We start from the raw sequence: 25,345 nt of genomic DNA on the forward strand, positions 1-25,345 counted from the left end.
CAGGACAACAACAAATGACCGTATTCAAGCCGATCGAAAGCTACGCCGACCTCGATGCCAGGGGCTTCACCTACCGCAACAGCCGCGAAGCGGTGCTGCGCCTGCCCTTCCCCTATCCGGAAGACCAGTACATGTACTCGATGAACGTCGAGCCCCATGTGCCCTTCGGCGAGGGCGCGCTGCGCGCCCAGTTCGATATCGACGAACACTACATCTCCGAGTGCCATCACCGCGCGCAGATCCTTGAAAGCCAGCCGGGTGTGCATTACGCCGCCCTGCCGCACATGATGGAAGCCCAGTGGGACCTGCTCGAACTGCTGATGGAATCGTATTCCCGCGATTATCCGGAGCATTTCAGCCTGGAAAAGAAAGGCAGCCAGTGGCGCTGGATCAACCGTCCGCTGGGCCTGGACGACAGCTTCATCTTCGGCGATGCCAGCACCCTGCCAATGGAGCCGATGGAATACATCACCCGCCAGGCACAGGGCGAATTCATTCTTCTCGAAGAGCGCGACGACACCCTGGTGATGGGCGCCGGCATGGCCACCCAGCGCGCCGACTACTCGCTGCGCTTCAACCTCGGCATGAGCTTCATGGAGTTCCATGGCCCGGTGCCGAAGCTGCATGAAATGGGCATTCTCCAGCGTGCGCTGAAATTCCTCCTGCGCCTGCGTCCGGGGCACCCGGTGCGGCGCACCAACTGGTCCATCACCGTCAACCCGCGCCTGGAAACCTCTGCCGAAACCCTGCCCGACTGGGCACCGGACCGCACCACGGTGACTGCGCAAAACGCCGGCGAATTGGTCAACCTGCGCATCGAACTGCAACCGCTGCACCGTTTGCCGCGCAGCAACGCCGTGCTGTTCCCGGTACGCACCTACCTGGTCAGCCTGCAACAGCTGGCCGACTTTGCCCCGCAATGGGCCAAGCGCATGCACCGGGTAATCCGCGACCTGGACCAGGAACTGGTGGACTACAAGGGCTTTACCCGCTACCGGGATGCCATGGTGACCTGGCTGTCGCAATACGACGACGGCACGCCAGTCGACGAAAGTCAGCAATGAAAAAAACCCAAGCGCGCCGATAATGGCGCGCTTTTTTGCGTGCAAATCCGGGAAAACCACAATGAAAACAATACGCAACTTCCTGCCCGAGAGCTGGAGCCTGGTGTTCTCCGCCGCCGCGTCGGCCTACGGTGTCGGCCTGCTCGGCCTGTGGGCCCTGCCGTTCCTGATCAGCGCGATCATCCACGACCTGCAACTCAACGAGGCCCAGGCGGGGCTGCTGATGTCGGCGGAGTTCGGCTTCACCATGCTGGCCTCCTTGCTGGTGGCACCGTTCATGGGCCGCGCCCCCCGGCGTACGCTGGCGATCGCCGGCACCCTGCTGGCAATCGTGGCCAACCTGGTCAGCGCCCATATTGTCGACCTCTACACCCTGGCAGCGGTGCGCTGCGTTGCCGGAGTCGGCGCCGGCCTGGCCCTGGCCTGCGGCAACGCGGCGGTATCCAGTGCGAAACAGCCGGATCGCATCGCCGGGCACATGAACGTGTTGTCGGTATTGCTGATGATCGTGGTGATGCTCGGCTACGCCAAGGTCATGGCGGCGTTCGGCCTGCCCGGGCTGTACTACGCGATGGCCGCGACCATGGCGGTGATGCTGCTGGCGATCCCGTTCATGGCGCAGCGTGCAACCCTGGCCGAAACCGTGGTGGTCAGCCGCACAGGCCAGGGCAATGTCCTGCTCAGCCTGCCGGCGGTGTGCATGATGCTGGCGATGTTCGTGTTCCAGGCACGGGACACCATGGGCTGGGCGTTCGTCGAGCGCATCGGCACCATGGTCGGCTACAGCGGTGACGAACTGGGCGTGCTGCTTTCGGTGCAATCGGTGGTCGGACTGGTCGGTCCCTTGCTGGCCGCGATGATCGGCAAGCGTTTCGGCATGAGCACGCCGGTGATCCTCGCCGTGTTGCTGACGGGGGCTACCAGCCTCAGCTACGTCCTGGGCGAGCATTCGAAAACGATGTATACCGCCGGGGTCATGACCATCTGCATCACCTACTTCTATGCCCTGAGCTACCTCACCGGGCTGGCGGCGGAGCTGGATCGCGAAGGCCGGGTAGTGGCGGCGGCGGGAAGCTTCCTGAGCCTGGGCCTGGCGGTAGGGCCGGCGATTTCCGGCGGGTTGATTTCACTGGGGGGCTTTACCCTGGCGGCCTGGGGGATCGCCGTGACGGTGGTGCTGACCCTGGCACTGGTCAGCGTACCCCTGGCGCGGATTCGCAAGGAGCATGTGGTGGCGCAGCTGGCGGCTGCGGTCTGAAAACCCTGTTGTGGGGCTGAGGGCCTCATCGCTGGCAAGCCAGCTCCCACAGAACCCCTGTGGGAGCTGGCTTGCCAGCGATGAGGCCCTGAAGGCTAGTGCAGTTGCAGCGTCGAATTGATCTGGCTGATGGCATCCACCACATGCCGCGACCCTTGCTGGATCTCCAGGATCACCTCGCCTGCTTCATTCGCAAGGTCCACCCCCTGCCCCGTTCGACTCAGGCTGGACTGCATGCTGGCCACTGCCTTGAGCGACAGGTCGTGGTTCTGCCGCACCACCTCGACGATCTCCACCGTGGCCTTGCTAGTGCGTGCCGCAAGGTTGCGCACTTCCTCGGCCACCACGGCAAACCCGCGGCCGTGCTCGCCGGCCCGCGCCGCTTCGATGGCCGCGTTCAGGGCCAGCAGGTTGGTCTGGTCGGCTATCCCGCGGATGGTCAGGACGATCTGCCCGATCAGTTCCGACTGGCGGTTCACCGCATCGATGCTGCGTGCCGCTTCATTGAGGTCATGGGAAATCTCTTCGATCACATGCACGGTCTGCTGCACGACCTCCGATCCCTTGCGCGCGCAGGCGTCGTTCTGCACCGAGGTAGCGTGGGCCGCCTCGGCGGCCGATTGCTGGGTGCAGACCTGATGGGTGATATCGCTGGCGAACTTGACCACCTTGTACAACCGCCCCTTGGTATCGAAGATCGGGTTGTACGAAGCTTCCAGGTAGACCATCTGCCCCAGTTTGTTGATCCGCTCGAAGCGATGCGAGTGGTACTCGCCTCGATTGAGCGAGGCCCAGAAGGCCTTGTACTGGGCCGATTCGCTTTCGCTCTTGTGGCAGAACAGGCTGTGGTGCTGGCCCACGATCTCGTCGAGGCGGTAGTGCATGGTGCGCAGGAAGTTGTCGTTGGCCGTGATCACCCGGCCTTCCGGGGTAAACTCGATCACCGCCATCGAGCGGCCAATGGCCTCGAGCAGGCAGTCCGCCTCGTGCTCGTGCACCACCCGCTCGGTAATATCACTGGCCACCTTGATGATGCTGGTGACCACGCCATTGCTGCCGAACACCGGCATATAGCTGGCCTCCAACCACAGTTCCCGGCGCTTGCGATCGAGCCGCAGGAAGGTACCGCTACGTGCCTGGCCCTGGGCCAGGTCGCGCCACAACTGGCGGTACTCTTCGGTCTTGGTGTAGGCCTCCTCGCAGAAAATCCGGTGATGCTGGCCGCGGATTTCCTCGAGGCTGTAACCCATGGCGTTGCAAAAATGCTCGTTTGCGTCGAGTACTACTCCATCGGGGCTGAACTCGATCATGGCCATGGAACGGCTGATCGCTGCCAGTTTTGCGTTGGCTTCGGCCAACGCCCGATTACACCGCTCGATTTCTGCCAGATCCGATTTGCGATGGGAGTCGAACATGTCACGCACACTCCATTGGCGGAATTGTGCTCAGCATAGATGGGCGCAAGCGCCGTGCAAGCGCTTGGCCATCACCATTTATCGGCAGTTTTCAGCTGCTTTCGCGGATCATCAAGGCAAAACCCAGGTCCCGGATCGGATTTTGCCCGATTCTGCCGTCGAGCAGATCGAGCAAGGCCTGGGCCGCGTGCCGGCCGACAGCGGCCAGCGGCGTGCGGATCGACGTCAGGCGCGGGACCATATGGGCCGAGGCCGGCAGGTCGTTGAACCCGACCATCGCCACCTGTTCCGGGACGCGAATGCCCTGGCGCTGGGCCTGGAAGATCGCACCGTGGGCGAGGTCGTCGTTGCAGAAGAAGATCCCGTCGATGTCGCCATGGCGGGCCAGCAACTGGCCGAACAGCTCGCCGCCCAGGCCGATGGACGATGGCTGCGGGACCAGCAGTTCCAGTGCCGGGTCGTACAGCCCGGCTTCGCCCAGGGCCTGGCGGAAGCCTTCGGCGCGTTGCAGGACGCGGGCATCCAGTTGCGCAGCGATAAAGCCGAGACGGCGGCGCCCGCGCTCGAGCAGGTGACGCGCGACGGCGCGCCCGGCTTCATGCTGGGAAAAGCCCACCGAGACCACACCCTCCTCGCCTCCCAGTTCCATCATGTGCACGCAGGGTACGCGGCTGGCGGCGAGCATGCGCCGCGCCGCCTCGCTGCGCTCGAAGCCGGTCAGCAGCAGGCCGCGAGGTTGGTGGGCAAGGTAGTTGCGCAGCAGGTTTTCCTCCACGGCGGCGTCGTAGTGGAAGTTGCCGATCATCACTTCCAGCCCGCGCGGGCGCAGGACATCGTGGATCGCGTCGAGGGTCTCGACGAACAGCTGGTTGGACAACGACGGGATCAGCACCGCCACCGACTGGCTCTGCGCCGAGGCCAGGGCGCGGGCGGCAGGGTTGGCGACATAGCCGAGCTGGGCAGCGGCGGCGCGGACCTTCTCCACCAGCTCCGGCGCTACCGTGGCCACCCCGCGCAGGGCCCGGGACACGGTGATCGGCGACACCCCGCAAAGCCGGGCGACTTCGGCCAAGGTGGGACGACCTGTGGTGCGGGAGGTGCTGCGGGACATGACGGCTCGGCGAAATAGCGGGGAAAGCCGGCAAGGTTAGTGGTGCAGCCTGTGGCTGGCAAGGCAATGTACCTGGGGTGTTGCTGAGGACCTCATCGCTGGCAAGCCAGCTCCCACAGGTTTCGCGGTGCACGTGCACATTGTGGGAGCCGGCGTTGCCGGCGATGAGGCCCTCCGATCAGAACGCCGCCTTGAACACCGCCTCGATCTCCGCCTGGCTCGCCGGCCGCGGATTGGTCAGGCCGCAGGCATCCTTCAGCGCATTGCTCGCCAGGATCGGCACATCCTCGACCTTGGCCCCGAGCACAGCCAGTCCCGGTGGAATATCGATGTCCCGGCTCAATTGCTCGATCGCCGCGATGGCCGCCGCCGCGCCCTGCTCCGCATTCAGTTCAGCGACCTCCACGCCCAGCGCCGCGGCCACATCCCGCAGGCGCGCCGCCGAAACCTTGGCATTGAAGCGCTGCACATGGGGCAGCAACACCGCGTTGCACACGCCATGGGGCAAGTCGTAGAAACCACCCAACTGGTGCGCCATGGCGTGCACATAGCCGAGCGACGCATTGTTGAAGGCCATGCCGGCAAGAAACTGGGCGTAGGCCATGGCTTCCCGTGCCGGCAGGTCCTGGCCGTTCGCCACCGCCTGGCGCAGGTTGCCGCTGATCAGCTCGATGGCTTTCAACGCGCAGGCATCGGTGATGGGCGTGGCAGCCGTCGAGACATAGGCCTCCACTGCGTGGGTCAGGGCGTCCATGCCCGTCGCGGCCGTCAGGGCCTTGGGCATGGCGACCATCAACGCCGGGTCGTTGACCGAGAGGATCGGCGTGACATTGCGGTCGACGATGGCCATTTTCACGTGCCGCGCTTCGTCGGTGATGATGCAGAAGCGGGTCATCTCGCTGGCCGTCCCGGCCGTAGTGTTGATCGCCACCAACGGCAGTTGCGGTTTGGCCGAGCGATCGACGCCCTCATAGTCGGCAATCCTGCCGCCATTGGTGGCGCACAGGGCAATGCCCTTGGCGCAGTCATGGGGCGACCCACCGCCCAGGGAGATGACGAAGTCGCATTTTTCCCGCTGCAGCAGCGCCAGGCCCTGCTCCACGTTGGCGATGCTCGGGTTGGGCCTGGCGCCGTCGAACACCCGCGAATCGATATCGCGCACCGCCAGTTGCTCGGCGATCCGCTGCGCGACACCGGCCTTGGCCAGGCCGGCGTCGGTGACGATCAACGCCTTGCGAAAGCCGTAGCCGACGATTGCCGTCATCGCCTCGTCAAGGCAGCCGATGCCCATGATATTCACGGCCGGAATGAAAAACGTGCTGCTCATGGCTAATCCCTCAGTGGCTCTATCTCGATGCTTTCAGCATCCGCCTGGAATGAGCGGCAGGTGTTGATCCAGGACAACCTCAGCCAAGGAACAGGCGATAAGCCGGATTATCGGTCTCGTCCCAGTAGCGATACCCCATGGCATCGAGCAGGCCCGGCAGGTCGGCACGCTCGTCCGCCGGCACTTCGAGGGCGGCGAACACCCGGGCATCGGCGGCGCCATGGTTGCGGTAGTGGAACAGGCTGATGTTCCAGCGCTTGCCAAGGCTCTCGAGGAAGCCCAGCAGCGCCCCCGGCCGCTCGGGGAACTCGAAGCGCAGCACGCGCTCCTCGGCGCCCGGCCCGGCATGGCCGCCGACGGTATGGCGGATATGCAGCTTGGCCAGTTCGTTGTCGGTCAGGTCGAGCACCTCGTAGCCCTGCTCGCGCAGGCTGGCGACCAAGGCCTCGCGCGGGTCGGTCAGCGGATGGGTCTGGACCCCGACAAACAGCCGCGCCTCCTTGCCCGGGTGGTAGCGGTAGTTGAACTCGGTGATCTGGCGCCGCCCCAGGGCCTGGCAGAAGGCGCGGAAGCTGCCCGGGCGCTCGGGGATGGTCACCGCGATCACCGCCTCGCGCTGCTCGCCCAGTTCGGCGCGCTCGGCGACATGGCGCAGGCGGTCGAAATTGACATTGGCGCCGGAATCGATCGCCACCAGGGTCTGGCCCTGCACGCCCCGGGCGGCCACGTACTTCTTGATTCCGGCCACGGCGAGCGCTCCCGACGGCTCGGTGATGGAGCGGGTGTCGTCGTAGATATCCTTGATCGCTGCACAGAGTTCGTCGCTGCTGACGGTGATCACTTCGTCCACGTAATGCCGGCAGATATCGAAACAGTGGGCGCCGATCTGCGCCACCGCCACGCCATCGGCGAAGGTCCCGACCTGGGCCAGCACCACTCGCTCGCCGGCCGCCAGGGCGGCTTGCAGGCAGTTGGAATCCTGCGGCTCGACACCGATCACCTTGACCTCGGGGCGCAGGTATTTGACGTAGGCGGCGATCCCCGAGATCAGCCCACCGCCGCCCACCGGGACGAAGATGGCATCCAGCGCGCCGGGTTGCTGGCGCAGGATTTCCATGGCGACGGTGCCCTGCCCGGCGATCACGTCCTGGTCGTCGAAGGGCGGGACGAAGGTCGCGCCATCGCGCTGGGCCAGGTGCAAGGCATGGGCCAGGGCGCGCGGAAAGGCATCGCCATGCAGCACCACATGGCCGCCACGGGAGCGCACGCCTTCGACCTTCAGCGCCGGGGTGGTCTCGGGCATGACGATGGTCGCCACGATACCCAGCTCGCGGGCGGCCAGGGCGACGCCCTGGGCATGGTTGCCGGCGGATGCGGTGATCACGCCGCGGGCACGCTGCTCGGGGCTCAGGCGGCTGAGACGGGTGTAGGCGCCGCGGATCTTGAAGGAAAAGGTCGGTTGCAGGTCCTCGCGCTTGAGCAGGACCTGGTTGCCCAGCTGCGCGGACAGGGCCCGGGCTGGCTGCAACGGGGTTTCGATGGCCAGGTCATACACCGGGGCGGACAGGATGCGACGCACATAGTCCGATAGCAGGTTCGGTGCGCCGAGGCTAGGGGGGCTTACGGTGAGACTGGTCATCGATGACTCCTGGTCTTTTGCAAGGGCCCGGGAGTCGAGAAAGAAAAAACCCGCCTCCAGGGCGGGTTAGGTGCAGCTGCCAGCTAGCCCGCCAATCGGATAATGGCGGTAATAATGCTGTGGGCGGGCAGGTGCTGGAATGTGTTCATGCCAGCGAAGCTAGCGAAAGCGTTCTGCCAAGTCAACGATTGATTCGAAAGATTGCCAACGGCCCGCAATATCCCTCTTGCCGGATTGGACAACCCACAAGTCCCCTGCTTGTATCAAATCCTGCACCCATGCACGCCCGTATGACTCGAAACCTCAGAGGGACCGGACCATGAGCGAAGGAATGCCTTACAAAGTCATGATGGTGTTCGGCACCCGCCCGGAAGCGATCAAGATGGCGCCGCTGGCCCGGGTTCTGCGTGAATGGCCGGATATCGACCTGAGCATCTGCTCCACCGGCCAGCACCGCGAAATGCTCCAGCAGGTGCTAAACGACTTCGGCCTGCATGTCGACGAAGACCTGCAGGTGATGACCCAGAACCAGACCCTGAACAGCCTGTCCCAGCAATTGCTGGCGCATATCGATGCCGCCTACGAGCGGATCCGGCCGCGCATCGTGCTGGTCCACGGCGACACCACCACCAGCTTCATCGCCGCCCTGGCCGCCTTCAACCGGCAGATCCCCATTGCCCATGTCGAGGCCGGCCTGCGCACCGGCAACCTGCGCCAGCCCTGGCCGGAGGAGGCCAACCGGCGCCTTACCGGGGTGATCGCCGACCTGCACTTCCCGCCCACCAAGGACGCGCGTGACAACCTGCTGCGTGAGGGCGTGCCCCTTGAGCATCTTGAAGTTACCGGCAACACGGTGATCGACGCCCTACTGTGGATGCGCGATCACCTCAAGCACAGCCAATGGCACCCGGCCCCGGACTCGCCCCTGAGCAAGCTGCGCGACGACCAGCGCCTGATCCTGATCACCGGCCACCGCCGGGAAAACTTCGGCCCCGGCTTCGAGCGCATCTGCCTGGCCCTGGCCGAACTGGCCCTGCGCTATCCGGACGTGCAGTTCGTCTACCCGGTGCACCTCAACCCGCAGGTCCAGAAGGCGGTGTACTCGGTGCTGTCGAACCAGCCGAATATCCACCTCGTCGCCCCGCAGGACTACCAGCACTTCGTCTGGCTGATGGACCGCGCCTACCTGATCCTTACCGACTCCGGCGGCGTCCAGGAGGAGGCCCCGGCGCTGGGCAAGCCGGTGCTGGTGCTGCGCAAGGTCACCGAGCGCCCGGCCGTGCTCGAAGGGGGCACGGTGATCCTGGTCGGCACCCAGACCGAACGCATCGTCAAGGAAACCCGGCAATTGCTCGATGACCCGGACACCTACCAACGCATGAGCAAAGTGTTCTTCCCCGTGGGAGACGGCCGTGCCAGCGAGCGCATCGCCGAACGACTGAGCCGCTGGCTCGAGGAAAACGCCGACGGGCGCCACGACTCATGAGCCTGTTCTGGGTCGATGTCCTCACCTATGTCCTCTACGGCCTGAAATGGCTGGCGATCATCCTCGCCACGCTGATGTTCATCCTCGGCCTGGATGACCTGTTCATCGATATCGTCTATTGGGTACGCAAGCTGGTACGCAGCTTCAGGGTCTACGGCAAGCACGAACATGCCGACGAAAAGCGCCTGTTCGAGGTGCAGGAAAAGCCCCTGGCGATCATGGTTCCCGCCTGGAACGAGGTTGGCGTGGTCGGCGAAATGGCCCGCCTGGCGGCCTCGACCCTGGACTACGAGAACTACCAGATCTTCGTCGGCACCTACCCCAACGACCCGCAGACCCAGGCCGACGTCGATGCCGTGTGCCTGCACTATCCCAACGTGCACAAGGTGGTCTGCGCCCGCCCCGGCCCGACCAGCAAGGCCGATTGCCTGAACAACGTGATCGACGCCATCCTGCGCTTCGAACGGGACGCCCGCATCGAATTCGCCGGTTTCATCCTGCATGACGCCGAAGACGTGATCTCGCCCATGGAACTGCGCCTGTTCAACTACCTGTTGCCGGCCAAGGACATGATCCAGATCCCGGTCTATCCCTTCGCCCCGGAGTGGCGCGGCTTCACTGCCGGGCACTATGTCGACGAGTTCGCCGAGAACCACGGCAAGGACGTGATCGTGCGCGAGGCCCTGACCGGCCAGGTGCCCAGCGCCGGGGTCGGCACCTGCTTCAGCCGCCGCGCCATCGGCGCCCTGCTCGAAGACGGCGACGGCATCGCCTTCGACGTGCAGAGCCTCACCGAGGACTACGACATCGGCTTCCGCCTCAAGCAGAAAGGCATGAAGTGCATCTTCGCCCGCTATTCCATCAGCGATCCAGAACTGGCCCTGGAGCGGGTCTGGGCGCCCGGCATGAGCAAGGCGTTCGCCCAGGTGATCTGCGTGCGCGAGCACTTCCCGCGGGACTGGCAGCACGCGATCCGGCAAAAATCGCGCTGGATCGTCGGCATCGTCTTCCAGGGCACCAGCAACCTCGGCTGGAGCCGCAAGGGCGCGCTCAACTACTTCCTGTGGCGCGACCGCCGTGGCCTGTTCGCCTACCTGCTGAGTTTCCTGGTCAACCTGCTGCTCCTGGTACTGCTGAGCATGTGGCTGATCACCTGGTTGTTCCCCGAAGCCTGGCGCTTCCCGTCGATCCTCGAAGGCAGCCAGTTGCTGACCACCCTGCTCTGGCTCAACGGTTTCCTCCTGCTCAACCGCCTGTTCCAGCGCGCCTGGTTCGTCACCCGCTACTACGGGATTTTCGAGGGCCTGCTGTCGGCACCACGGATGATGTGGAGCAACTTCGTGAATTTCTTCGCCAATATCCGCGCCCTGCGCCAGGTCCTGGAAATGGGCGACTCGCGGCGGGTTGCCTGGGACAAGACCACCCATGAATTCCCTGCCCTCGCGGCGCCCGCGCGTACTCCGCTGGGCCGGCGCCTGATCGACAAAGGGCTGATCACCGAGGACCAACTGCAAGCTGCGATCACCACCCCGGAGCGTCGCCGCCTTGGCCGCGAACTGCTGGTGCGTGGGCTGATCAGCAGCGAACAGCTGGTGGAAACCCTGGCCGAACAGCTGGACCTGCCCTGGGCCCCGCTGGACCCGTTCAATATCGATCCGCACCTGATCGCCCAACTGCCGCGCAAGATCGCCATGCACTACGGCGTGCTGCCCGTCGAGGAACACGGCCAGACCCTGGTCCTGGCCAGTGAAAGCCCGGTCAGCCAGGTATCCCTGGGCGCCATCGCCCGCCACCTGAAGCGCCCGGTGAGCTGCCGCCTGGCGCCTCAGGGACGGGTCACCCTGGGCCTGCGCTATCACTACCCCAGCCCCTGGCAGAAGGAGGAAACCCGGCAGATGCTCCAGGTCCTGGAACGGCACAAGGACGATGCCGCGCTGATCGAACGGGTCAGCCGCCACCAGGTGCTGCTCGGCACGCTCCTGCAAACCCGCGGCATGGTGCCGACCACCCTGTTCAACCAGGTGATGATCGACTTCGACCCGGAGCAAGTGAGCCTGGGCGACTACCTGATCGAACGGGGCATCATCACCGAACAGGTGCTCAAGGAAGCCCTGGCCGAACAGGCGACGGAGCAGCAAGCGGCGTACAGCATCGTCCGGGAGGTGGCATGAAGCAGCCCGTGCCCTTGCTCCTGACCTGCCTGCTGGCTTGCAGCGCCAGCGTTGCCGCACCGATGAGCGATTTCGAGCGTTTCCGCAGCTTCCCCTACATGGACCGCAGCTACCGCGAAGCGAAGAACCAGAACTGGGCGGAGGTGGAGCGCCTCACCCGCTACCTGCTGGACAAGGTGCCGAACAACGACGAGGCACGCAGCCTGCTGATCCAGGCCCTGGCCCACCAGAAACGCTATGACGAGGCCGAGCGGATGGCCGCCGCCCAAGGCAAGGACAGCCAGCAGTTGCTGGAGCTGCGCCTGATCCGGATCGAGGAAAACCCGCCCGAAGCCTCGGTGGTCGAAGGCTGGATGAACGACAGCCAGATCAGCCCGCGCATCCGCCTGCGCCAGGCCTACAGCCTGAGCCTGGGCAAGCACTACGGCCCGCAGAAGGCCCTCGACTGGCTGAACCAGCTGCGCCCGGCCGGCGACGACAATATCCTGCGCCAGTCCCGGGCCAACTGGGCCGAGCAGGTCGGCGACTGGAACGAGACCGTAGCGCAACTGGCGCCGTTGGCAGCGAAGGGGCAACTGCAGGCCGATGACTGGCAGCGCCTGGCCAACGCCTACGTGCAGCGTCTCGACGAAGCGCCCTTGCAGCAATTGCTGGACAAGGCGCCCTCGGCGGAAGCCGCGCACAGGACCCGCCTGGCCATGGTCGACCGCGCCTTCGCCGAGGGCCATGAACAACAGGCCCGGCGCTGGTTGCAAACGCTGCCGCAGGCCGACCGCGAGCGGCCGCAGTACCGCCAGCAACTGCTGGAACTGGCCCGGCAAAGCGAAGATGGCGCGCTGGTTCGGGCGCTTAGCAACGACCTGGACAAGCCGTGCCTGGAAACTGCCGAATGGCTATCGCGCAACGATCCGCCGCACGCCCTCGATCAGTTGCGTCAATGCCGCGCCGAGGATGACCCGAAGACCTGGCTGATCCTCGCCCAGCGCCTGCATGCCGATGATCTGTTGCAAAGCCGGCGCCTGCCCCAGCCGTGGGACAGCCAGCGCCAGCAACGCCTGCTGGAAGTCTGGCGCGAGCAAGGCAAGACCCGGCAGATCATGGAGTGGCTGGCCGCCCAGCCACAGACCCCGGCGATTCTCCAGCAACGCGCGCAACTTCTGGAAGGCAGCGGCAAGGGCCGTGATGCCAGCGCCGCATGGGAAAGCCTCTATCGCCAGACTGGCAGCCTCGACGCACTGAACCAGGCCACCTATCTGATGCTGAACGCCGGGCGCAAGCATGAGGCCCTGTCGCTGCTGGAACAGGCGTGGGACCGCCATCAGGGACGCCTGTCCGCCCCGCTGCTGCAACGCCTGGCCGGGCTCTACAGCCAGGCCGATGTTCCTCTGGACAGCCGTCGTGCCGTCGCCCTGATCCCGCGGGTCGATGCCGCCAGCCGTGGCCTGGTGCTGGCTCGCCTTGCCGAGAGCGGCCAGTGCGACGCGGTGCGCGCAGCCATTCCTGCCGACCCCAAGGAACCGGGGCAACTGCGGGCGCTGGGACGTTGCGCCATGCCTGAGCATCCTGGCGAAGCAGTGGTCTACTACCAGGCCGCCGAGCGCCTGGGCGATCGCGGCAGCCGCCTGCCCCTGGCCTATGCCCTCGAAGCGGGCGGTGATGCAGCCGGCGCCCAGCGCATCTTCGACAGCCTGGCGCCTGCCGAATGGACCGACAACGCTCGCCTGACCGCCGCGCAAAGCGCCCTGAACGCCGGCAACCCCGAACGGGCCGAACAGCACTGGCGGCGTGCCGCGCACCCCGGTGCCGATGACTGGGCCCTGGGTGCGACCATCGCCGAACGCCGCGGCGATCTGCCCCAGTCCCTGGAGCGGCGCCGCCAGGCCCTGCAGCACCAGCCGCGTGCCGAGCACTACTACGACGCCTCGATCACCGCGCAGAAAGCCGGCGATATGGCCCAGAGCAGCGCCTGGCTGGCCGAAGCCGTGCGCCTGGCCCCGGACCAGCCGCGCTACCGCGCCGACTACGGCATGCGCCTGGCCGGCAGCGACGACAAGGCCGTGCGCCGCCAGTCCATCCCCTACCTGGAACAGGCCACCCGCAGCTTCCCCGAGGACTACCGTATCGGCGAAACCCTGGCCTGGCGCTACGACGAGGTCGAAGACAGCGCCGCCGCACGCCAGGAACTGCGCCGGGTGCTGGATGTGGAACAGGACCTGGTCGATGGCGACGACGAGTACGGCAGCCTGGAAGCACGCAAATTCCGCCAGCGCCGCGCCCACGAAACCCTGTCGCGACGCGACACCGTGACCCTGGCCAGCACCTGGTCGCCGGCCGGCGCCTCGACCAACGACAACTTCCGTGCGAGCGACAATCCGCAGCGCCGCGCGCAATCGCAGAACGTACAAGTAGCCATGTGGGACCACGCCCTGGGCGACGAACCGAGCCGCAACGGCAGCACCCTTTCGGTCTATGGCCGGGTCCTGTTCGGCGGCAGCGGGCGCAGTGACTACGCGCAAAGCATGGGTACCGGCATCGGCCTGCGCTGGAAGCCGCTGGGCAATGCCAACCTCAACCTGTACAGCGAGCTGTACCACCAGCGCGAGATCGACGACAGCCACTACGACAGCCTCAGCCTCGGCCAACTGTTCAGCCCGGCGAAGGTCGGACGCAACTGGCGCGACCTGCGCAGCCATGCCTCGAGCAGCAACGACCTGCTGCTGCGCGCCACCGCCTCGTTCTTCGACCAGGGCGACTACCGTGCCGACTGGCGGGTCGACGAGGATGACTGGAACGAACGCTTCCTGTACCTCGATGCCGCCTGGTGGACCCGGGCCGGCGATCACCAGTGGCTATCGCGCTACCAGCAGGGCCACACCTGGAAGCTCGACACCCGTTCGCCGCAAACCGTCATGCCCTACGGCTTCCTCGAATTCGGCAGCCAGGACCCGGACAACGACTGGCGCCAGGACCTGCGCGTCGGTATCGGCCTGCGCTGGCAATGGTGGTTCGATGACGACAGGTACAACGCCTACCGTGGCTCGCTGAAGGTACGCACCGAGTACCAGCAGGGCCTGGGCGGCAATCTGTACGAACGCGCCAATGGCGTGCTGCTGGGCGTGGAGCTGACCTTCTGATGCACCGTATCCTGTTCTTCCTGCTGCTGGTCTGCCTGCCGGTCGCTGCCGACCAGCGGGTAATCTATCAACCCCAGAGCCGCGACGCCGTGCTCAGCGCCGGGCAATGGCGCCAGCTATGGCACGACACGGTAGCCCATGGCGGCAAGACCCTGATCGTGCAATGGACCCGCTATGGCGACGAACGCTTCGGCGGCGCCGGGGGCTGGCTTGCGGCGAGCCTTAAGGAGGCCCATGCCCAGGGGCTGGAGCTGGTGGTCGGGTTGTACCTGGACAGCGCTTATTACACCCGGATCAACGAACTGGATGCCGGCGGCCTGGCGGCCTACTGGAAATCGCAACTGGGCGATTCCCTCGCCCAGCAGCGTGAGGTGCGCCGGTGGGGCCTGTCGGTGGCGGGTTGGTACCTGCCGATGGAACTGGATGACCTGCATTTCCAGGCCGCCGATCGGCGGGAGGCGCTCTTCGTTCAGTTGCAGGCCTTCAACCGCAAGCTCGATGCGCCGCTGCACCTCAGTGCATTCACGACCGGCAAGCTGGCGCCCGGGGTGCAGGCCGAATGGTTCGCACGCTTGACGGGGCTGAACCTGAAGCTTTGGTGGCAGGACGGCAACGGCACCCGACGCCTGCCGCCGCTGGTACGGGACAGCTATGCCAGGGCGCTGCCCTGCACGGTAGGGATCATTCGCGAAGCGTTTCGCCAGGTCAGCACCGAGGGGCAGCCGTTTCGTGCAGTGCCGCAGCAGCCGGCGCTGCAGGACGGCTGTCATGAGCAGGCGGTGTTTGCCTTGAACTACCGGCCGTGGGCGAAGGTATTGCCCAGCTCTCAATAGCGACACGGAACCCTGTGGGAGCGGGTTCACCCGCGATTGCGTCGGTGAATTCGCTACCGTAATCGCGGGTAAACCCGCTCCCACAGGGTTCCGTGTCGCTTCTCGAACCTGTAACGGACGCAGCATGTACAAAACCATAGAAAACCAGGTCCGCCATCGCTCCGCATCACCCTCGGTACGCGCCGAATTCCGCCAGCACGACTTCGAGCGCCTGCGGCATTTCTGCATCCTGGTGTTCTGCCTGAGCATCGGCATCTGGATCCTCTTCGACCTGCTGGTGAGCTTTATCGGCCACCAGGGTTTTTCCTGGCGCTCAATGGTGTTGATCTGCGCCATGGCCATCCTCGCGGTGATCCTGCTGTTCGTGCGTCAGGCCGAGCATTTCAACTGGCTCAACCTGTTCTTCGTCAGCCTCATGGCCTTCGCCGTACGCATGGTGGTCGACGGCACGCCCGAAGCCCATCAGCCCGCCTGGCTGATCATGGCGGCTTCGAGCATCCTCTACTCGACGTCCGTGCTGCCGGTACGGCGTTGGTCGTTCTTTTGCTCGGCATTGATCACCTGGCTGCTGCTCAATCCGTTCCAGGCCGAAGGCAACGAGGTCTTCGACCTGCATGGCCTGATGATCATCAGCTACGCCGCCTTCATCACCGGCCTGACCTTCTACAGCTACATCGTCCAGCGCCAGGCCAAATTGCAGAATTTCCACATGTCGCGCCTGCTGCTGGACCAGGCCTATATCGATGTACTCACCGAGATCCCCAACCGCCGCTCGTTCGTTGCCCAGGCCGAGCGGCATATGCACGACGACAATCCGGGTGCGGCGCGCTACCTGGCGATGATCGACGTGGACAACTTCAAGAAGGTCAACGACCAGTTCGGCCACGACAGCGGCGACGTGGTACTCAAGCGCATCGCCGGCATTATCCGGGCGAGCATGGGCGAGTTCGTTTATGCGCGCCTGGGCGGCGAGGAGTTCGTGGTCTACCTGTGGGGTCTGGACCAGGCCGCCACCGAGGCGCGGTTGGCGGCGCTGTGCTCACTGGTCCGGGAAACGCCAGGGGAACATCCGGTGACAGTGAGCATCGGCCTGACCCGCATGGACGCCGGGGACAGCCTGGGCCAAGCCTTGGGGCGGGCGGATGCAGCGCTGTATGAAGCCAAGCGGACAGGGAAGGATCGTTATGTGCTTTGGAGGCCAGCACAGTCCCTGTAGCGTCGTGGCAACTTAGCCAAGACCACCAAAGCGCTTGTAGAACCCCTCGCTGACCGCAGGCAACGGCCCGTCCGCCGTCTCCATCGCGGCCTCCAGCCACCGTTCCGCCGGCCCCTGGATCAGCCGATAGAGGTTGCGGCACAACTGGCGCGCGGCGCGGCCTTCCCAATCACCTGGAAGCAGCTCGTCCGGCAATTGCGGGTCGCGCAGGAGCAGCTTGCGGTATTCGTGGATCAGCAGCACCCGGGCCAGGAAACAGGCCTTGGGATCAAGGCTGCCCTGGTCCTTCAGCACCTGCCACAGCGGCCGGAACAACTGGATGAACTCGCTGTAGTGACTCGCCAGTTCATCGATCTTCCAGCTTTCCCGTACCTGCGCGCGCAAGGCCTTGGACGCCAGCACATCCTGCGCGGTGGTTTCGAAGAGAATGGTTTCTTCCTGGGCGCCGAGGTCCTGCAGGGTGGCGTTGATATCGGCACGGTCGCAGCGCGGGCAGCCGAGCACGCCCGGGGAGATGGCGCCGAAGCCCTGCCATTCGAGTTCCTCGCGGACCTGCTTGCGCTTGTCCTGGGGCAACTGGGTCAGTACCGCCAGGCACCAGGAACCGTCCCATGCCGGCGGGTTGGCCGCATAGACGCGCTTGAAGGCTTTTTCGAAACGCCGCCGGCCGGTGCCGGTGAGGCTGTAGTAGCTGCGTCGGCCGACCTTTTCCGCGGTCAGCCAGTTTTCCTTGGTCAGGCGGAAGATCGAGGTGCGGATCAGGCGTTCGTTGATGCCCATGGGCTCCAGCAACTGGATCAGGCTGCCGAGCCACACCGTACCGCCGCGAGGTTCGATGGCGTCGCCATAAAGGGTGATGATCAGGGAGCTGGCGCGAATCGGGGTTTGTTGCTGGAAACGCTCGATCAGGTGGTCCAGGGGTGTGAGCGACGACATAGGCGATCCGCTTGAAAAAGAAAGGAATATACCCCCGCGCCCTCGGCATGACCATGCTCCGGGCGCGCGGGTACGCTCAAGCACCGCCGGGCAGTTTCGGCCGCACCGCGTCGTCACGATAGCGTCCGCGCCCGGCCTCGACCTCGGTCAGCGGCGCGCATTCGTGCAGGGTTTCCAGGCAGCGCCGGGTCAGTTGCTGGTAGGCACGGGTACCGGTCTGCTTCCAGGCCACCTCGTCGTCACTGAGACGACGAGTGACCTTGGCTGGCGAGCCGAGCACCAGGGACTGCTCTTCGCACTGGAAGCCCGCCTTGACCAGGGCGCCGGCCGATACGATACAACGCGGCGCGATCCGCGCATTGTCGAGAATCACCGCATTCATGCCGATCAGCGCGTCCTCGCCGACCACGCAACCGTGCAGCACCGCGCCGTGGCCGACATGGCCGTTGCGCTCGACCACCGTGTCGCTGGCGGGGAAGCCGTGCATCACGCAGGTGTCCTGCAGGTTGGCGCCCTCCTCCAGGACGATACGTCCAAAGTCGCCGCGCAATGCGGCCAGGGGCCCGACATAGCACTGCGGGCCGACGATCACATCGCCGATCAGCACTGCCGAGGGATGCACATAGGCGGTGGGGTGAACCACCGGGGTCAGGCCATCGATACTGTAACAAGCCATGAGAAATTTCCTCGAAAACGATACGCATCAGGCACGCATGGAGAAACCCTTGTTAGCAGTTTCACCCAGCAATAACGGTGAACCCTCAAAAGAGCACCCAGCCATTAGACACGTTTTTTATTATTAATGTTGTTTTTCTGTATCGCATTATGCCTATACTCTGGCGAAAGGGCCAAGCAGCCCGTCCAATAAAAAACGCCGGCCCCGGGGCCAGGCGAGCCTTGCGAGGAACGACGTCATGCCGCACACCCTTGAGGTGCAGGCGCATCAGGCGGTAACCCTGATCACCCTGCATCGTCCGCAAGCACTGAACGCCCTGACCACCGAACTGCTGGGTGAGCTGGCGGCAGAACTGCAGCGTTGCGCCGAGGACCCAGCCGTGCGCGCCGTGGTCATCACCGGCAGCCGCAAGGCCTTCGCCGCAGGCGCCGACCTCAACGAAATGGCCGAGCGCGACCTGGTCGGCATGCTCGACGACCCGCGCCAGCAGCATTGGCAGCAGATCACCCGCTTCGCCAAACCACTGATCGCCGCCGTCAACGGCTACGCCCTCGGCGGTGGCTGCGAGCTGGCCATGCACGCCGATATCCTTATTGCCGGCAGCGACGCGCGCTTCGGCCAGCCGGAGATCAACCTGGGGATCATGCCCGGCGCAGGCGGCACCCAGCGCCTGCTGCACGCGGTGGGCAAGTCGCTGGCGATGCAGATGGTCCTCACCGGCGAGGCCATCAGCGCCCGGCGCGCCCTCGAGGCCGGCCTCGTCAGCGAAATCACCCAACCGGAATTCACCGTCGAACGCGCCCTGCAGATTGCTCGGTACATCGCCGACAAGGCACCGCTGGCGGTACGCCTGGCCAAGGAAGCCGTGCTCAAGGCCCAGGACCTCGACCTGGCCAGCGGCCTGCGCTTCGAACGTCACGCTTTCACCCTGCTGGCCGGCACCGCCGACCGCAACGAAGGCATCCGCGCCTTCCAGGAAAAACGCCGCGCCGACTTCCACGGCCGCTAAGCCCCCTTTCGCCACCGAGGACAGCCTCATGAGCTTCCAGCACATCCTGTTTTCCATCGAGACCGGGGTCGCCACCCTGTGCCTCAACCGCCCGGAGCAACTGAACAGCTTCAACACCCTGATGCACCAGGAAGTGCGCGAGGCGCTGAAGGTCGTGCAGAACGATGCCGGGGTTCGGGTCCTCCTGCTGACCGGTGAAGGCCGCGGCTTCTGCGCCGGCCAGGACCTGAGCGAGCGCAATGTTGCCCCCGGCGCCGAGGTGCCCGACCTGGGCCTGTCCATCGAGCGTTTCTACAATCCGCTGATCCGCACCCTGCGCGAGCTGCCGATCCCGGTGATCTGCGCGGTCAACGGCGTGGCGGCCGGAGCCGGGGCGAATATCCCGCTGGCCTGCGACCTGGTCATCGCCGCGCGTTCGGCCAGCTTTATCCAGGCCTTCTGCAAGATCGGCCTGATCCCGGATTCCGCCGGCACCTGGGCCTTGCCGCGGCTGGTCGGCATGGCCCGGGCCAAGGCCCTGACCTTGCTGGGCGAACGCTTGTCGGCCGAGCAGGCGCTGGAATGGGGCCTTATCTACAAGGTGGTGGACGACGCCGAACTGCGCGATCAGGCCATCGCCCTCGCCCGCCAGCTGGCGACCCAGCCCACCTACGGCCTGGGCCTGATCAAGCGCAGCCTGCATGCCAGCCTGGACAACAGCTTCGAGGAACAACTGATGCTGGAGCGCGACCTGCAGCGCCTGGCCGGGCGCAGCGAGGACTATCGCGAAGGCGTGGCCGCCTTCGTGGAAAAACGCACGCCGGCGTTCAAGGGGTATTGAGGCGATGAGTGCACTGGACCACAACGTGACGGTGGCGGTGATCGGCGCCGGGGCCATGGGCGCGGGGATCGCCCAGGTTGCCGCGAGTGCCGGGCACCGGGTCTGGCTCCATGACAATCGCCCGGGCGCTGCCGCCCAGGCCATCGAAGGCATCGGCAAACAACTGGGCAAGCGCGTCGCCAACGGCAAGCTGAGCGTGCAGGCCCGGGATGCCTGCCTGTCCGCCCTGCGTCCGGCCGACAGCCTGGAGCAACTGGCGGACGCCGGACTGGTGATCGAGGCCATCGTCGAGAACCTGGAAATCAAGCAAGCGCTGCTGGCGCGGCTGGAAGCGCTGTGCACTGCGGACTGCATCCTTGCCAGCAACACCTCGTCGATCTCCATCACCCGCCTCGGCGCCGGTATGCAGCGGCCGCAGCGGCTGGTGGGCATGCACTTCTTCAACCCGGCCCCGGTCATGCAACTGGTGGAAGTGATCCAGGGGCTCGCCAGCGATGCCGATGTCGTCGCCACGGTCCTCGCCACTGCCCAGGCCTGGGGCAAGAAGCCGGTATTGGCGCGCTCGACCCCAGGTTTTATCGTCAATCGCGTGGCCCGGCCTTTCTATGCCGAGAGCCTTCGCCTGCTGCAGGAAGGCGTTGCCGACTGCGCCAGCCTCGACGCCGTGCTGCGCGAGGCAGGTGGCTTCGCCATGGGCGCCTTCGAACTGACCGACCTGATCGGGCACGACGTCAACTATGCGGTGACCAACTCGGTGTTCGATGCCTATTACCAGGACATGCGCTTCCAGCCTTCGCTCATTCAGAAGGAACTGGTGGACGCCGGGCATTTCGGGCGCAAGAGCGGACGTGGTTTCTACGATTACCGCGAAGGTGCGCTGCGACCGCAGCCGGCCAGCCTGAATAGCACGGCCGCCGTGCCGGAGGTGATCGTCGAAGGTGATGCCGGGCTATTGCAGCCATTGCTGGAGCGCCTGGCCGAACACCAGGTGAAGATCCACCGGCGCGCCGGGCGTGGCCTGCTGCGCGTTGGTGACGCCATGGTCGCCTTGAGCGACGGTCGCCTCGCCAGCCAGCGCAGTATCGACGAAGGCCTGGAGCAACTGGTGCTGCTGGACTTGGCGCTGGATTACCGCAGCTGTACCCGTCTCGCGCTCGGTTGCTCGGCAGATACCTCGCGCCAAGCGCTGGACCAGGTGGTGGCGCTTCTGCAAAAAGTTGGCATCGCCGCCACCCCGCTGCGAGACAGCCCGGCCCTGTGCGTACTGCGCACCGTCGCCATGCTCGCCAACGAAGCCGCCGACGCCCTGCTGCAAGGCGTGGCCTCGGCGGCGGATATCGACCTGGCGATGCGCGCCGGGGTCAATTACCCGCAGGGGCCGCTGGCCTGGGCCGACCAGCTGGGTGCCGCCACCCTGGTCCGGGTCCTTGACCATCTGCAAGCCGCCTATGGCGAAGAACGCTACCGCCCTTCCCTGCAACTGCGTCGGCAACTGGCCGAAGGAGTGCCCTTTCATGAATGACCGTCTGGATCTGGCCAGCCGCTGCGCCCAGGCCCTGTATGACCGCGATGCCGCCAGCCAGGGCCTGGGCATGCGCCTGCTGGCCAGCGGGCCGGGCAGCGCCACCCTGGGCATGAGCGTGCGCGCCGACATGCTCCAGGGCCATGGCACCTGTCATGGCGGCTTCCTGTTCGCCCTGGCCGACTCGGCCTTCGCCTTTGCCTGCAACAGCCACAACGACGCCACCGTGGCCCAGGGTTGCAGTATCGACTACGTCGCCCCGGCCGTTGCCGGCGACACCCTGACCGCCACCTGCACCGAACTGAGCCGGGGCAAGCGCACCGGGGTCTACGACGTGCGCATCGAAAACCAGCACGGCAAGCTGATCGCCGTGTTTCGTGGCAAGTCCTACCAGATACGCGGCACCGTGCTGCCAGAGGAAACCCTGAAATGAACGACGCCCTGATCATCGATGCCGTACGCACGCCTATCGGCCGTTATGCCGGCGCCCTGAGCACTGTGCGTGCCGACGACCTCGGCGCCATTCCCCTGCGCGCCCTGATGGAACGCCATCCCCAGGTGGATTGGAGCCAGGTCGATGACGTGTTCTATGGCTGCGCCAACCAGGCGGGCGAGGACAACCGCAATGTGGCGCGCATGGCCTCGCTGCTGGCCGGGCTGCCGGTCAGCGTGCCCGGTGTCACGCTTAACCGCCTTTGCGCGTCCGGGCTGGAAGCGGTCGGCGCGGCAGCGCGGGCGATCCGTTGCGGCGAAGCCGGGCTGGTGCTGGCCGGCGGCGTCGAATCGATGTCCCGCGCGCCGTTGGTGATGGGCAAGGCCGAGACCGCCTTTTCCCGCCAGGCCGAGCTGTTCGACACCACCATCGGCTGGCGCTTCGTCAACCCGCTGATGCAACGCCAGTACGGCATCGACAGCATGCCGGAGACCGCCGAGAACGTTGCCGAGCAGTTCGCTATCAGTCGCGCCGACCAGGACGCCTTCGCCCTGCGCAGCCAGCAGCGCGCCGCGGCGGCCCAGGCCAGCAGGCGTCTGGCCGAGGAAATCGTTGCGGTGCGGATTCCCCAGCGCAAGGGGCCGGACACGCTGGTCGAGCACGACGAGCATCCGCGCGGCGACACCACGCTGGAGCAACTTCAGCGCCTTGGCACGCCGTTCCGCGAGGGCGGCAGCATCACCGCCGGGAATGCCTCGGGGGTCAACGACGGCGCCTGCGCCCTGCTCCTCGCCAGTCCTGAAATCGCCAGGCGTTATGGCCTTACGGCCCGAGGCCGGGTGATCGGCATGGCCAGTGCCGGGGTCGAGCCGCGGATCATGGGCATCGGCCCGGTGCCGGCGACGCGCAAGGTACTGGAACTCACCGGCCTGGCCCTGGCCGACATGGACGTGATCGAACTCAACGAAGCCTTCGCTGCCCAGGGCCTGGCCGTGCTGCGGGAGCTGGGGGTGGCCGACGACGATCCGCGGGTCAACCCCAATGGCGGCGCCATCGCCCTCGGTCACCCGCTGGGCATGAGCGGCGCGCGCCTGGTCACCACGGCGCTGCACGAGCTGGAGCGGCGCCAGGGGCGCTACGCCCTGTGCACCCTGTGCATAGGCGTTGGCCAGGGCCTGGCGCTGATCATCGAACGACTCGACCACTGAATACAGAACGCTCGCCGGCGCCGGGTTATGCTGGGCGCCATGCACTCACAAGAACAACATGCAGAGTGAACCCATGAACATGCAGCTTGCCCCCGCCTCCGTGCTCGACCCGATGGAAACCGCCAGCATCGACCAACTCCGCGCCCACCAGCTGGAGCGTCTGCGCTGGAGCCTGGACCACGCCTACCAGAACGTGCCGATGTACCGCCAGCGCTTCGACGAGCTGGGCGTGCATCCGTCGGACCTGAAGGATTTCGCCGACCTGGCCAGGTTCCCCTTCACGGTGAAGAACGACCTGCGCGACAACTACCCCTTCGGCATGTTCGCCGTGCCCCAGCACGACATCGTCCGCCTGCATGCCTCCAGCGGCACCACCGGCAAGCCGACGGTGGTCGGCTACACACAGAAGGACATCGACACCTGGGCCGACCTGGTAGCGCGCTCGATCCGCGCCGCCGGCGGGCGCAAGGGTGACAAGGTGCATGTGTCCTATGGCTACGGCCTGTTCACCGGCGGCCTGGGCGCGCACTACGGCGCCGAGCGCCTGGGCTGCACGGTGATTCCGATGTCCGGCGGCCAGACCGAGAAGCAGGTGCAACTGATCCGCGACTTCCAGCCGGACATCATCATGGTCACGCCGTCGTACATGCTCAACCTGGCCGACGAGATCGAACGCCAGGGCATCGACCCGCACACGTTGGCCCTGCGCCTGGGCATCTTCGGCGCCGAACCGTGGACCCCGGAGCTGCGCGCCTCGATCGAAGCGCGCCTGGGCATCAGCGCCCTGGATATCTACGGGCTTTCGGAAATCATGGGGCCGGGCGTGGCCATGGAATGTGCGGAAAGCCGCGACGGGCCGACGGTCTGGGAGGATCATTTCTACCCGGAAATCATCGACCCGGTGACCGGCGAGGTGCTGCCCGACGGGCAACTGGGCGAACTGGTATTCACCACCCTGAGCAAGGAAGCGCTGCCGATGGTGCGCTACCGCACCCGCGACCTCACCCGCTTGCTGCCGGGCACCGCACGGCCGATGCGGCGTATCGACAAGATCACCGGGCGCAGCGACGACATGCTGATCATTCGCGGGGTCAACGTGTTCCCGACCCAGGTCGAGGAGCAGGTGCTCAAGGTCAAGCAACTGGCCGAATGCTACGAGATCCACCTGTACCGTACCGGCAACCTGGACAGCATCGACATCCATGTCGAACTGCGTGGCGAGCACCAGCAACTGGGCGAGGCGCAGCAGAAGGAGGTGTGTTCGGAGCTGAGCCGGCATATCAAGACCCACATCGGCATCAGCTCGCGGATCGTGTTGCAGCCGGCGTATTCGATCAAAAGGTCGGAGGGCAAGGCTTGTCATGTGTATGACAAGCGCAAGCAGGCGGTCTGAAGCACGCGAAAGCCGTACACGGACACTGTGGGAGCGGGTTCACCCGCGATGACGATGGTGAGCTCACCGACGCAATCGCGGGTGAACCCGCTCCCACAGGGGTACGCGACCTACCCCTGGCTACGCGAAACCAGGCTGACAATCACCTCGAACAACTCCCCCCGCGCCTGCTCATGCCCGATCTCCCCGGCCACCGCCGCCCCGGACAGGGCGTCGGCGGCCCCGAGCATGCCCCATAACCCTGCGCTCGACAGCGCCCCGGCAAAGGGCCCGAGTACCGCGCGGCATTTGCCCAGGAAGTCTTGCTGGCATTCGCGCTTCAAGCGCGCCAATTCCGGCGAGCCCTCCAGCGCCGCCAGCACCCCGGGGATTTCCCGGCCTTCGGCCAGCACGCAATCGACATAACTGTCGGCAATCGCCCGCGCCTTGCCTTCCAGCGTGGCCTCGCCGGCGGCCATGGCCGCGTCGATCAGCAGGTTCTGGCGTGTCTCGAAATCCCGGTACAGCGCCGTCAGCAGCCCTTCCCGGGTGCCGAAGTGGTCATACACCGTCGGCTTGGTGATCCCCGCCGCTTCCGCCAGGCGTCCCAGGCTCAGGGCATCGCTGCCCTCTTCGGCAATCACCTGCCGGGCCACCTCCAGCAACTGCTCCAGACGCTGCTCGCGGGTCAGCCGCTTGCGGGTATCACTCATGC

At 65.7% G+C, this 25,345-nt stretch carries 20 protein-coding genes and 1 pseudogene; 13 read left to right on the forward strand and 8 right to left on the reverse strand.

Going from position 1 to position 25,345, the window contains the following annotated elements; translation table 11 throughout:
* Positions 1 to 14 precede the first annotated feature (14 nt).
* Together ACKLLE_RS01605 and ACKLLE_RS01610 are read left to right on the forward strand one after the other, a co-directional pair.
* Entirely contained in the window at positions 15 to 1,064 is a 1,050-nt protein-coding gene (locus ACKLLE_RS01605; protein WP_420056546.1) for a heme-dependent oxidative N-demethylase family protein, read from the forward strand.
* Between the two features lie 61 nt (positions 1,065 to 1,125).
* Positions 1,126 to 2,322 carry an MFS transporter gene (locus tag ACKLLE_RS01610; protein WP_420056547.1) on the forward strand — a complete coding sequence of 399 codons (1,197 nt, stop codon included), beginning with the start codon at positions 1,126 to 1,128 and terminating at the stop codon, positions 2,320 to 2,322.
* A gap of 95 nt (positions 2,323 to 2,417) precedes the next feature.
* On the opposite strand, the gene ACKLLE_RS01615 is transcribed toward ACKLLE_RS01610, so the two are convergent.
* The 5 genes and pseudogenes from ACKLLE_RS01615 to ilvA form a co-directional block, all read right to left on the reverse strand.
* Positions 2,418 to 2,912, reverse strand: coding sequence for a methyl-accepting chemotaxis protein (locus tag ACKLLE_RS01615; RefSeq protein WP_420056672.1), 495 nt, complete (start codon positions 2,910 to 2,912; stop codon positions 2,418 to 2,420).
* A 42-nt stretch (positions 2,913 to 2,954) separates the two neighbouring features.
* A pseudogene (locus tag ACKLLE_RS01620) lies at positions 2,955 to 3,737 on the reverse strand (PAS domain-containing protein); the annotation flags it as partial.
* Positions 3,738 to 3,828: 91 nt separating this feature from the next.
* Positions 3,829 to 4,848: an HTH-type transcriptional regulator GntR gene (gntR, locus tag ACKLLE_RS01625; RefSeq protein WP_420056548.1), complete on the reverse strand. Its 1,020-nt coding sequence runs from the start codon at positions 4,846 to 4,848 to the stop codon at positions 3,829 to 3,831.
* Positions 4,849 to 5,026: 178 nt separating this feature from the next.
* The gene (yiaY, locus tag ACKLLE_RS01630; RefSeq protein WP_420056549.1) at positions 5,027 to 6,175 is read right to left on the reverse strand and encodes an L-threonine dehydrogenase; all 1,149 of its coding nucleotides are present in this window, start codon (positions 6,173 to 6,175) and stop codon (positions 5,027 to 5,029) included.
* A gap of 79 nt (positions 6,176 to 6,254) precedes the next feature.
* Positions 6,255 to 7,814, reverse strand: coding sequence for a threonine ammonia-lyase, biosynthetic (gene ilvA, locus ACKLLE_RS01635; RefSeq protein WP_420056550.1), 1,560 nt, complete (start codon positions 7,812 to 7,814; stop codon positions 6,255 to 6,257).
* A 331-nt stretch (positions 7,815 to 8,145) separates the two neighbouring features.
* Between ilvA and wecB the strand changes: the two genes are divergently transcribed.
* From wecB to ACKLLE_RS01660, 5 genes are all read left to right on the forward strand, one after another.
* Complete coding sequence (gene wecB, locus ACKLLE_RS01640; protein WP_420056551.1) at positions 8,146 to 9,300, forward strand: non-hydrolyzing UDP-N-acetylglucosamine 2-epimerase; 1,155 nt, start codon at positions 8,146 to 8,148, stop codon at positions 9,298 to 9,300.
* Positions 9,297 to 11,471: a cyclic di-3',5'-guanylate-activated glycosyltransferase NfrB gene (gene nfrB, locus ACKLLE_RS01645; RefSeq protein ID WP_420056552.1), complete on the forward strand. Its 2,175-nt coding sequence runs from the start codon at positions 9,297 to 9,299 to the stop codon at positions 11,469 to 11,471. Before wecB ends, nfrB begins: the two co-directional genes overlap by 4 nt.
* Positions 11,468 to 14,605 carry an NfrA family protein gene (locus ACKLLE_RS01650; RefSeq protein WP_420056553.1) on the forward strand — a complete coding sequence of 1,046 codons (3,138 nt, stop codon included), beginning with the start codon at positions 11,468 to 11,470 and terminating at the stop codon, positions 14,603 to 14,605. The genes nfrB and ACKLLE_RS01650 overlap by 4 nt, the downstream gene beginning before the upstream one ends.
* Complete coding sequence (locus ACKLLE_RS01655; RefSeq protein ID WP_420056554.1) at positions 14,605 to 15,438, forward strand: DUF4434 domain-containing protein; 834 nt, start codon at positions 14,605 to 14,607, stop codon at positions 15,436 to 15,438. Before ACKLLE_RS01650 ends, ACKLLE_RS01655 begins: the two co-directional genes overlap by 1 nt.
* Before the next feature lie 124 nt (positions 15,439 to 15,562).
* On the forward strand, positions 15,563 to 16,654 hold the full coding sequence (locus tag ACKLLE_RS01660; RefSeq protein ID WP_420056555.1) for a GGDEF domain-containing protein: 1,092 nt from the start codon (positions 15,563 to 15,565) through the stop codon (positions 16,652 to 16,654).
* A gap of 12 nt (positions 16,655 to 16,666) precedes the next feature.
* Here the strand turns inward: ACKLLE_RS01660 and paaX are convergent, their stop codons facing one another.
* Positions 16,667 to 17,590, reverse strand: a complete 924-nt coding sequence (gene paaX, locus ACKLLE_RS01665; protein WP_420056556.1) for a phenylacetic acid degradation operon negative regulatory protein PaaX — start codon at positions 17,588 to 17,590, stop codon at positions 16,667 to 16,669.
* Between the two features lie 76 nt (positions 17,591 to 17,666).
* Entirely contained in the window at positions 17,667 to 18,266 is a 600-nt protein-coding gene (paaY, locus tag ACKLLE_RS01670) for a phenylacetic acid degradation protein PaaY (RefSeq protein ID WP_064301286.1), read from the reverse strand.
* 238 nt (positions 18,267 to 18,504) lie between these two features.
* Between paaY and paaF the strand changes: the two genes are divergently transcribed.
* The 6 genes from paaF to paaK all read left to right on the forward strand — a co-directional run bounded on the left by paaF (position 18,505) and on the right by paaK (position 24,651).
* A complete protein-coding gene (paaF, locus tag ACKLLE_RS01675; RefSeq protein ID WP_420056557.1) occupies positions 18,505 to 19,275 on the forward strand; it encodes a 2,3-dehydroadipyl-CoA hydratase PaaF in 771 nt (256 codons plus the stop codon).
* A 28-nt stretch (positions 19,276 to 19,303) separates the two neighbouring features.
* The gene (gene paaG, locus ACKLLE_RS01680; protein WP_420056558.1) at positions 19,304 to 20,095 is read left to right on the forward strand and encodes a 2-(1,2-epoxy-1,2-dihydrophenyl)acetyl-CoA isomerase PaaG; all 792 of its coding nucleotides are present in this window, start codon (positions 19,304 to 19,306) and stop codon (positions 20,093 to 20,095) included.
* A gap of 4 nt (positions 20,096 to 20,099) precedes the next feature.
* Positions 20,100 to 21,617, forward strand: coding sequence for a 3-hydroxyacyl-CoA dehydrogenase PaaH (gene paaH / locus ACKLLE_RS01685; RefSeq protein WP_420056559.1), 1,518 nt, complete (start codon positions 20,100 to 20,102; stop codon positions 21,615 to 21,617).
* Positions 21,610 to 22,050: a hydroxyphenylacetyl-CoA thioesterase PaaI gene (paaI, locus tag ACKLLE_RS01690; RefSeq protein ID WP_009398376.1), complete on the forward strand. Its 441-nt coding sequence runs from the start codon at positions 21,610 to 21,612 to the stop codon at positions 22,048 to 22,050. The genes paaH and paaI overlap by 8 nt, the downstream gene beginning before the upstream one ends.
* Positions 22,047 to 23,258 (forward strand): 3-oxoadipyl-CoA thiolase, encoded by a 1,212-nt coding sequence (gene pcaF, locus ACKLLE_RS01695; protein WP_420056560.1) that lies wholly within the window; start codon positions 22,047 to 22,049, stop codon positions 23,256 to 23,258. The genes paaI and pcaF overlap by 4 nt, the downstream gene beginning before the upstream one ends.
* A 73-nt stretch (positions 23,259 to 23,331) precedes the next feature.
* Complete coding sequence (gene paaK / locus ACKLLE_RS01700) at positions 23,332 to 24,651, forward strand: phenylacetate--CoA ligase PaaK (RefSeq protein ID WP_420056561.1); 1,320 nt, start codon at positions 23,332 to 23,334, stop codon at positions 24,649 to 24,651.
* A 110-nt stretch (positions 24,652 to 24,761) separates the two neighbouring features.
* On the opposite strand, the gene ACKLLE_RS01705 is transcribed toward paaK, so the two are convergent.
* The gene (locus ACKLLE_RS01705; protein WP_420056562.1) at positions 24,762 to 25,343 is read right to left on the reverse strand and encodes a TetR/AcrR family transcriptional regulator; all 582 of its coding nucleotides are present in this window, start codon (positions 25,341 to 25,343) and stop codon (positions 24,762 to 24,764) included.
* Positions 25,344 to 25,345 lie beyond the last annotated feature (2 nt).

The sequence above is a fragment of the Pseudomonas bharatica genome (assembly GCF_048586865.1).
Taxonomy (GTDB): domain Bacteria; phylum Pseudomonadota; class Gammaproteobacteria; order Pseudomonadales; family Pseudomonadaceae; genus Aquipseudomonas; species Aquipseudomonas bharatica.

Bases quoted from the DNA above. Each gene is read 5' to 3' on its own strand.
- ACKLLE_RS01605 (WP_420056546.1), top strand. From the start codon at position 15: ATGACCGTATTCAAGCCGATCGAAAGCTACGCCGACCTCGATGCCAGG.
- ACKLLE_RS01610 (WP_420056547.1), top strand. From the start codon at position 1,126: ATGAAAACAATACGCAACTTCCTGCCCGAGAGCTGGAGCCTGGTGTTC.
- gntR (WP_420056548.1), bottom strand. From the start codon at position 4,848: ATGTCCCGCAGCACCTCCCGCACCACAGGTCGTCCCACCTTGGCCGAA.
- yiaY (WP_420056549.1), bottom strand. From the start codon at position 6,175: ATGAGCAGCACGTTTTTCATTCCGGCCGTGAATATCATGGGCATCGGC.
- ilvA (WP_420056550.1), bottom strand. From the start codon at position 7,814: ATGACCAGTCTCACCGTAAGCCCCCCTAGCCTCGGCGCACCGAACCTG.
- wecB (WP_420056551.1), top strand. From the start codon at position 8,146: ATGCCTTACAAAGTCATGATGGTGTTCGGCACCCGCCCGGAAGCGATC.
- nfrB (WP_420056552.1), top strand. From the start codon at position 9,297: ATGAGCCTGTTCTGGGTCGATGTCCTCACCTATGTCCTCTACGGCCTG.
- ACKLLE_RS01650 (WP_420056553.1), top strand. From the start codon at position 11,468: ATGAAGCAGCCCGTGCCCTTGCTCCTGACCTGCCTGCTGGCTTGCAGC.
- ACKLLE_RS01655 (WP_420056554.1), top strand. From the start codon at position 14,605: ATGCACCGTATCCTGTTCTTCCTGCTGCTGGTCTGCCTGCCGGTCGCT.
- ACKLLE_RS01660 (WP_420056555.1), top strand. From the start codon at position 15,563: ATGTACAAAACCATAGAAAACCAGGTCCGCCATCGCTCCGCATCACCC.
- paaX (WP_420056556.1), bottom strand. From the start codon at position 17,590: ATGTCGTCGCTCACACCCCTGGACCACCTGATCGAGCGTTTCCAGCAA.
- paaY (WP_064301286.1), bottom strand. From the start codon at position 18,266: ATGGCTTGTTACAGTATCGATGGCCTGACCCCGGTGGTTCACCCCACC.
- paaF (WP_420056557.1), top strand. From the start codon at position 18,505: ATGCCGCACACCCTTGAGGTGCAGGCGCATCAGGCGGTAACCCTGATC.
- paaG (WP_420056558.1), top strand. From the start codon at position 19,304: ATGAGCTTCCAGCACATCCTGTTTTCCATCGAGACCGGGGTCGCCACC.
- paaH (WP_420056559.1), top strand. From the start codon at position 20,100: ATGAGTGCACTGGACCACAACGTGACGGTGGCGGTGATCGGCGCCGGG.
- paaI (WP_009398376.1), top strand. From the start codon at position 21,610: ATGAATGACCGTCTGGATCTGGCCAGCCGCTGCGCCCAGGCCCTGTAT.
- pcaF (WP_420056560.1), top strand. From the start codon at position 22,047: ATGAACGACGCCCTGATCATCGATGCCGTACGCACGCCTATCGGCCGT.
- paaK (WP_420056561.1), top strand. From the start codon at position 23,332: ATGAACATGCAGCTTGCCCCCGCCTCCGTGCTCGACCCGATGGAAACC.
- ACKLLE_RS01705 (WP_420056562.1), bottom strand. From the start codon at position 25,343: ATGAGTGATACCCGCAAGCGGCTGACCCGCGAGCAGCGTCTGGAGCAG.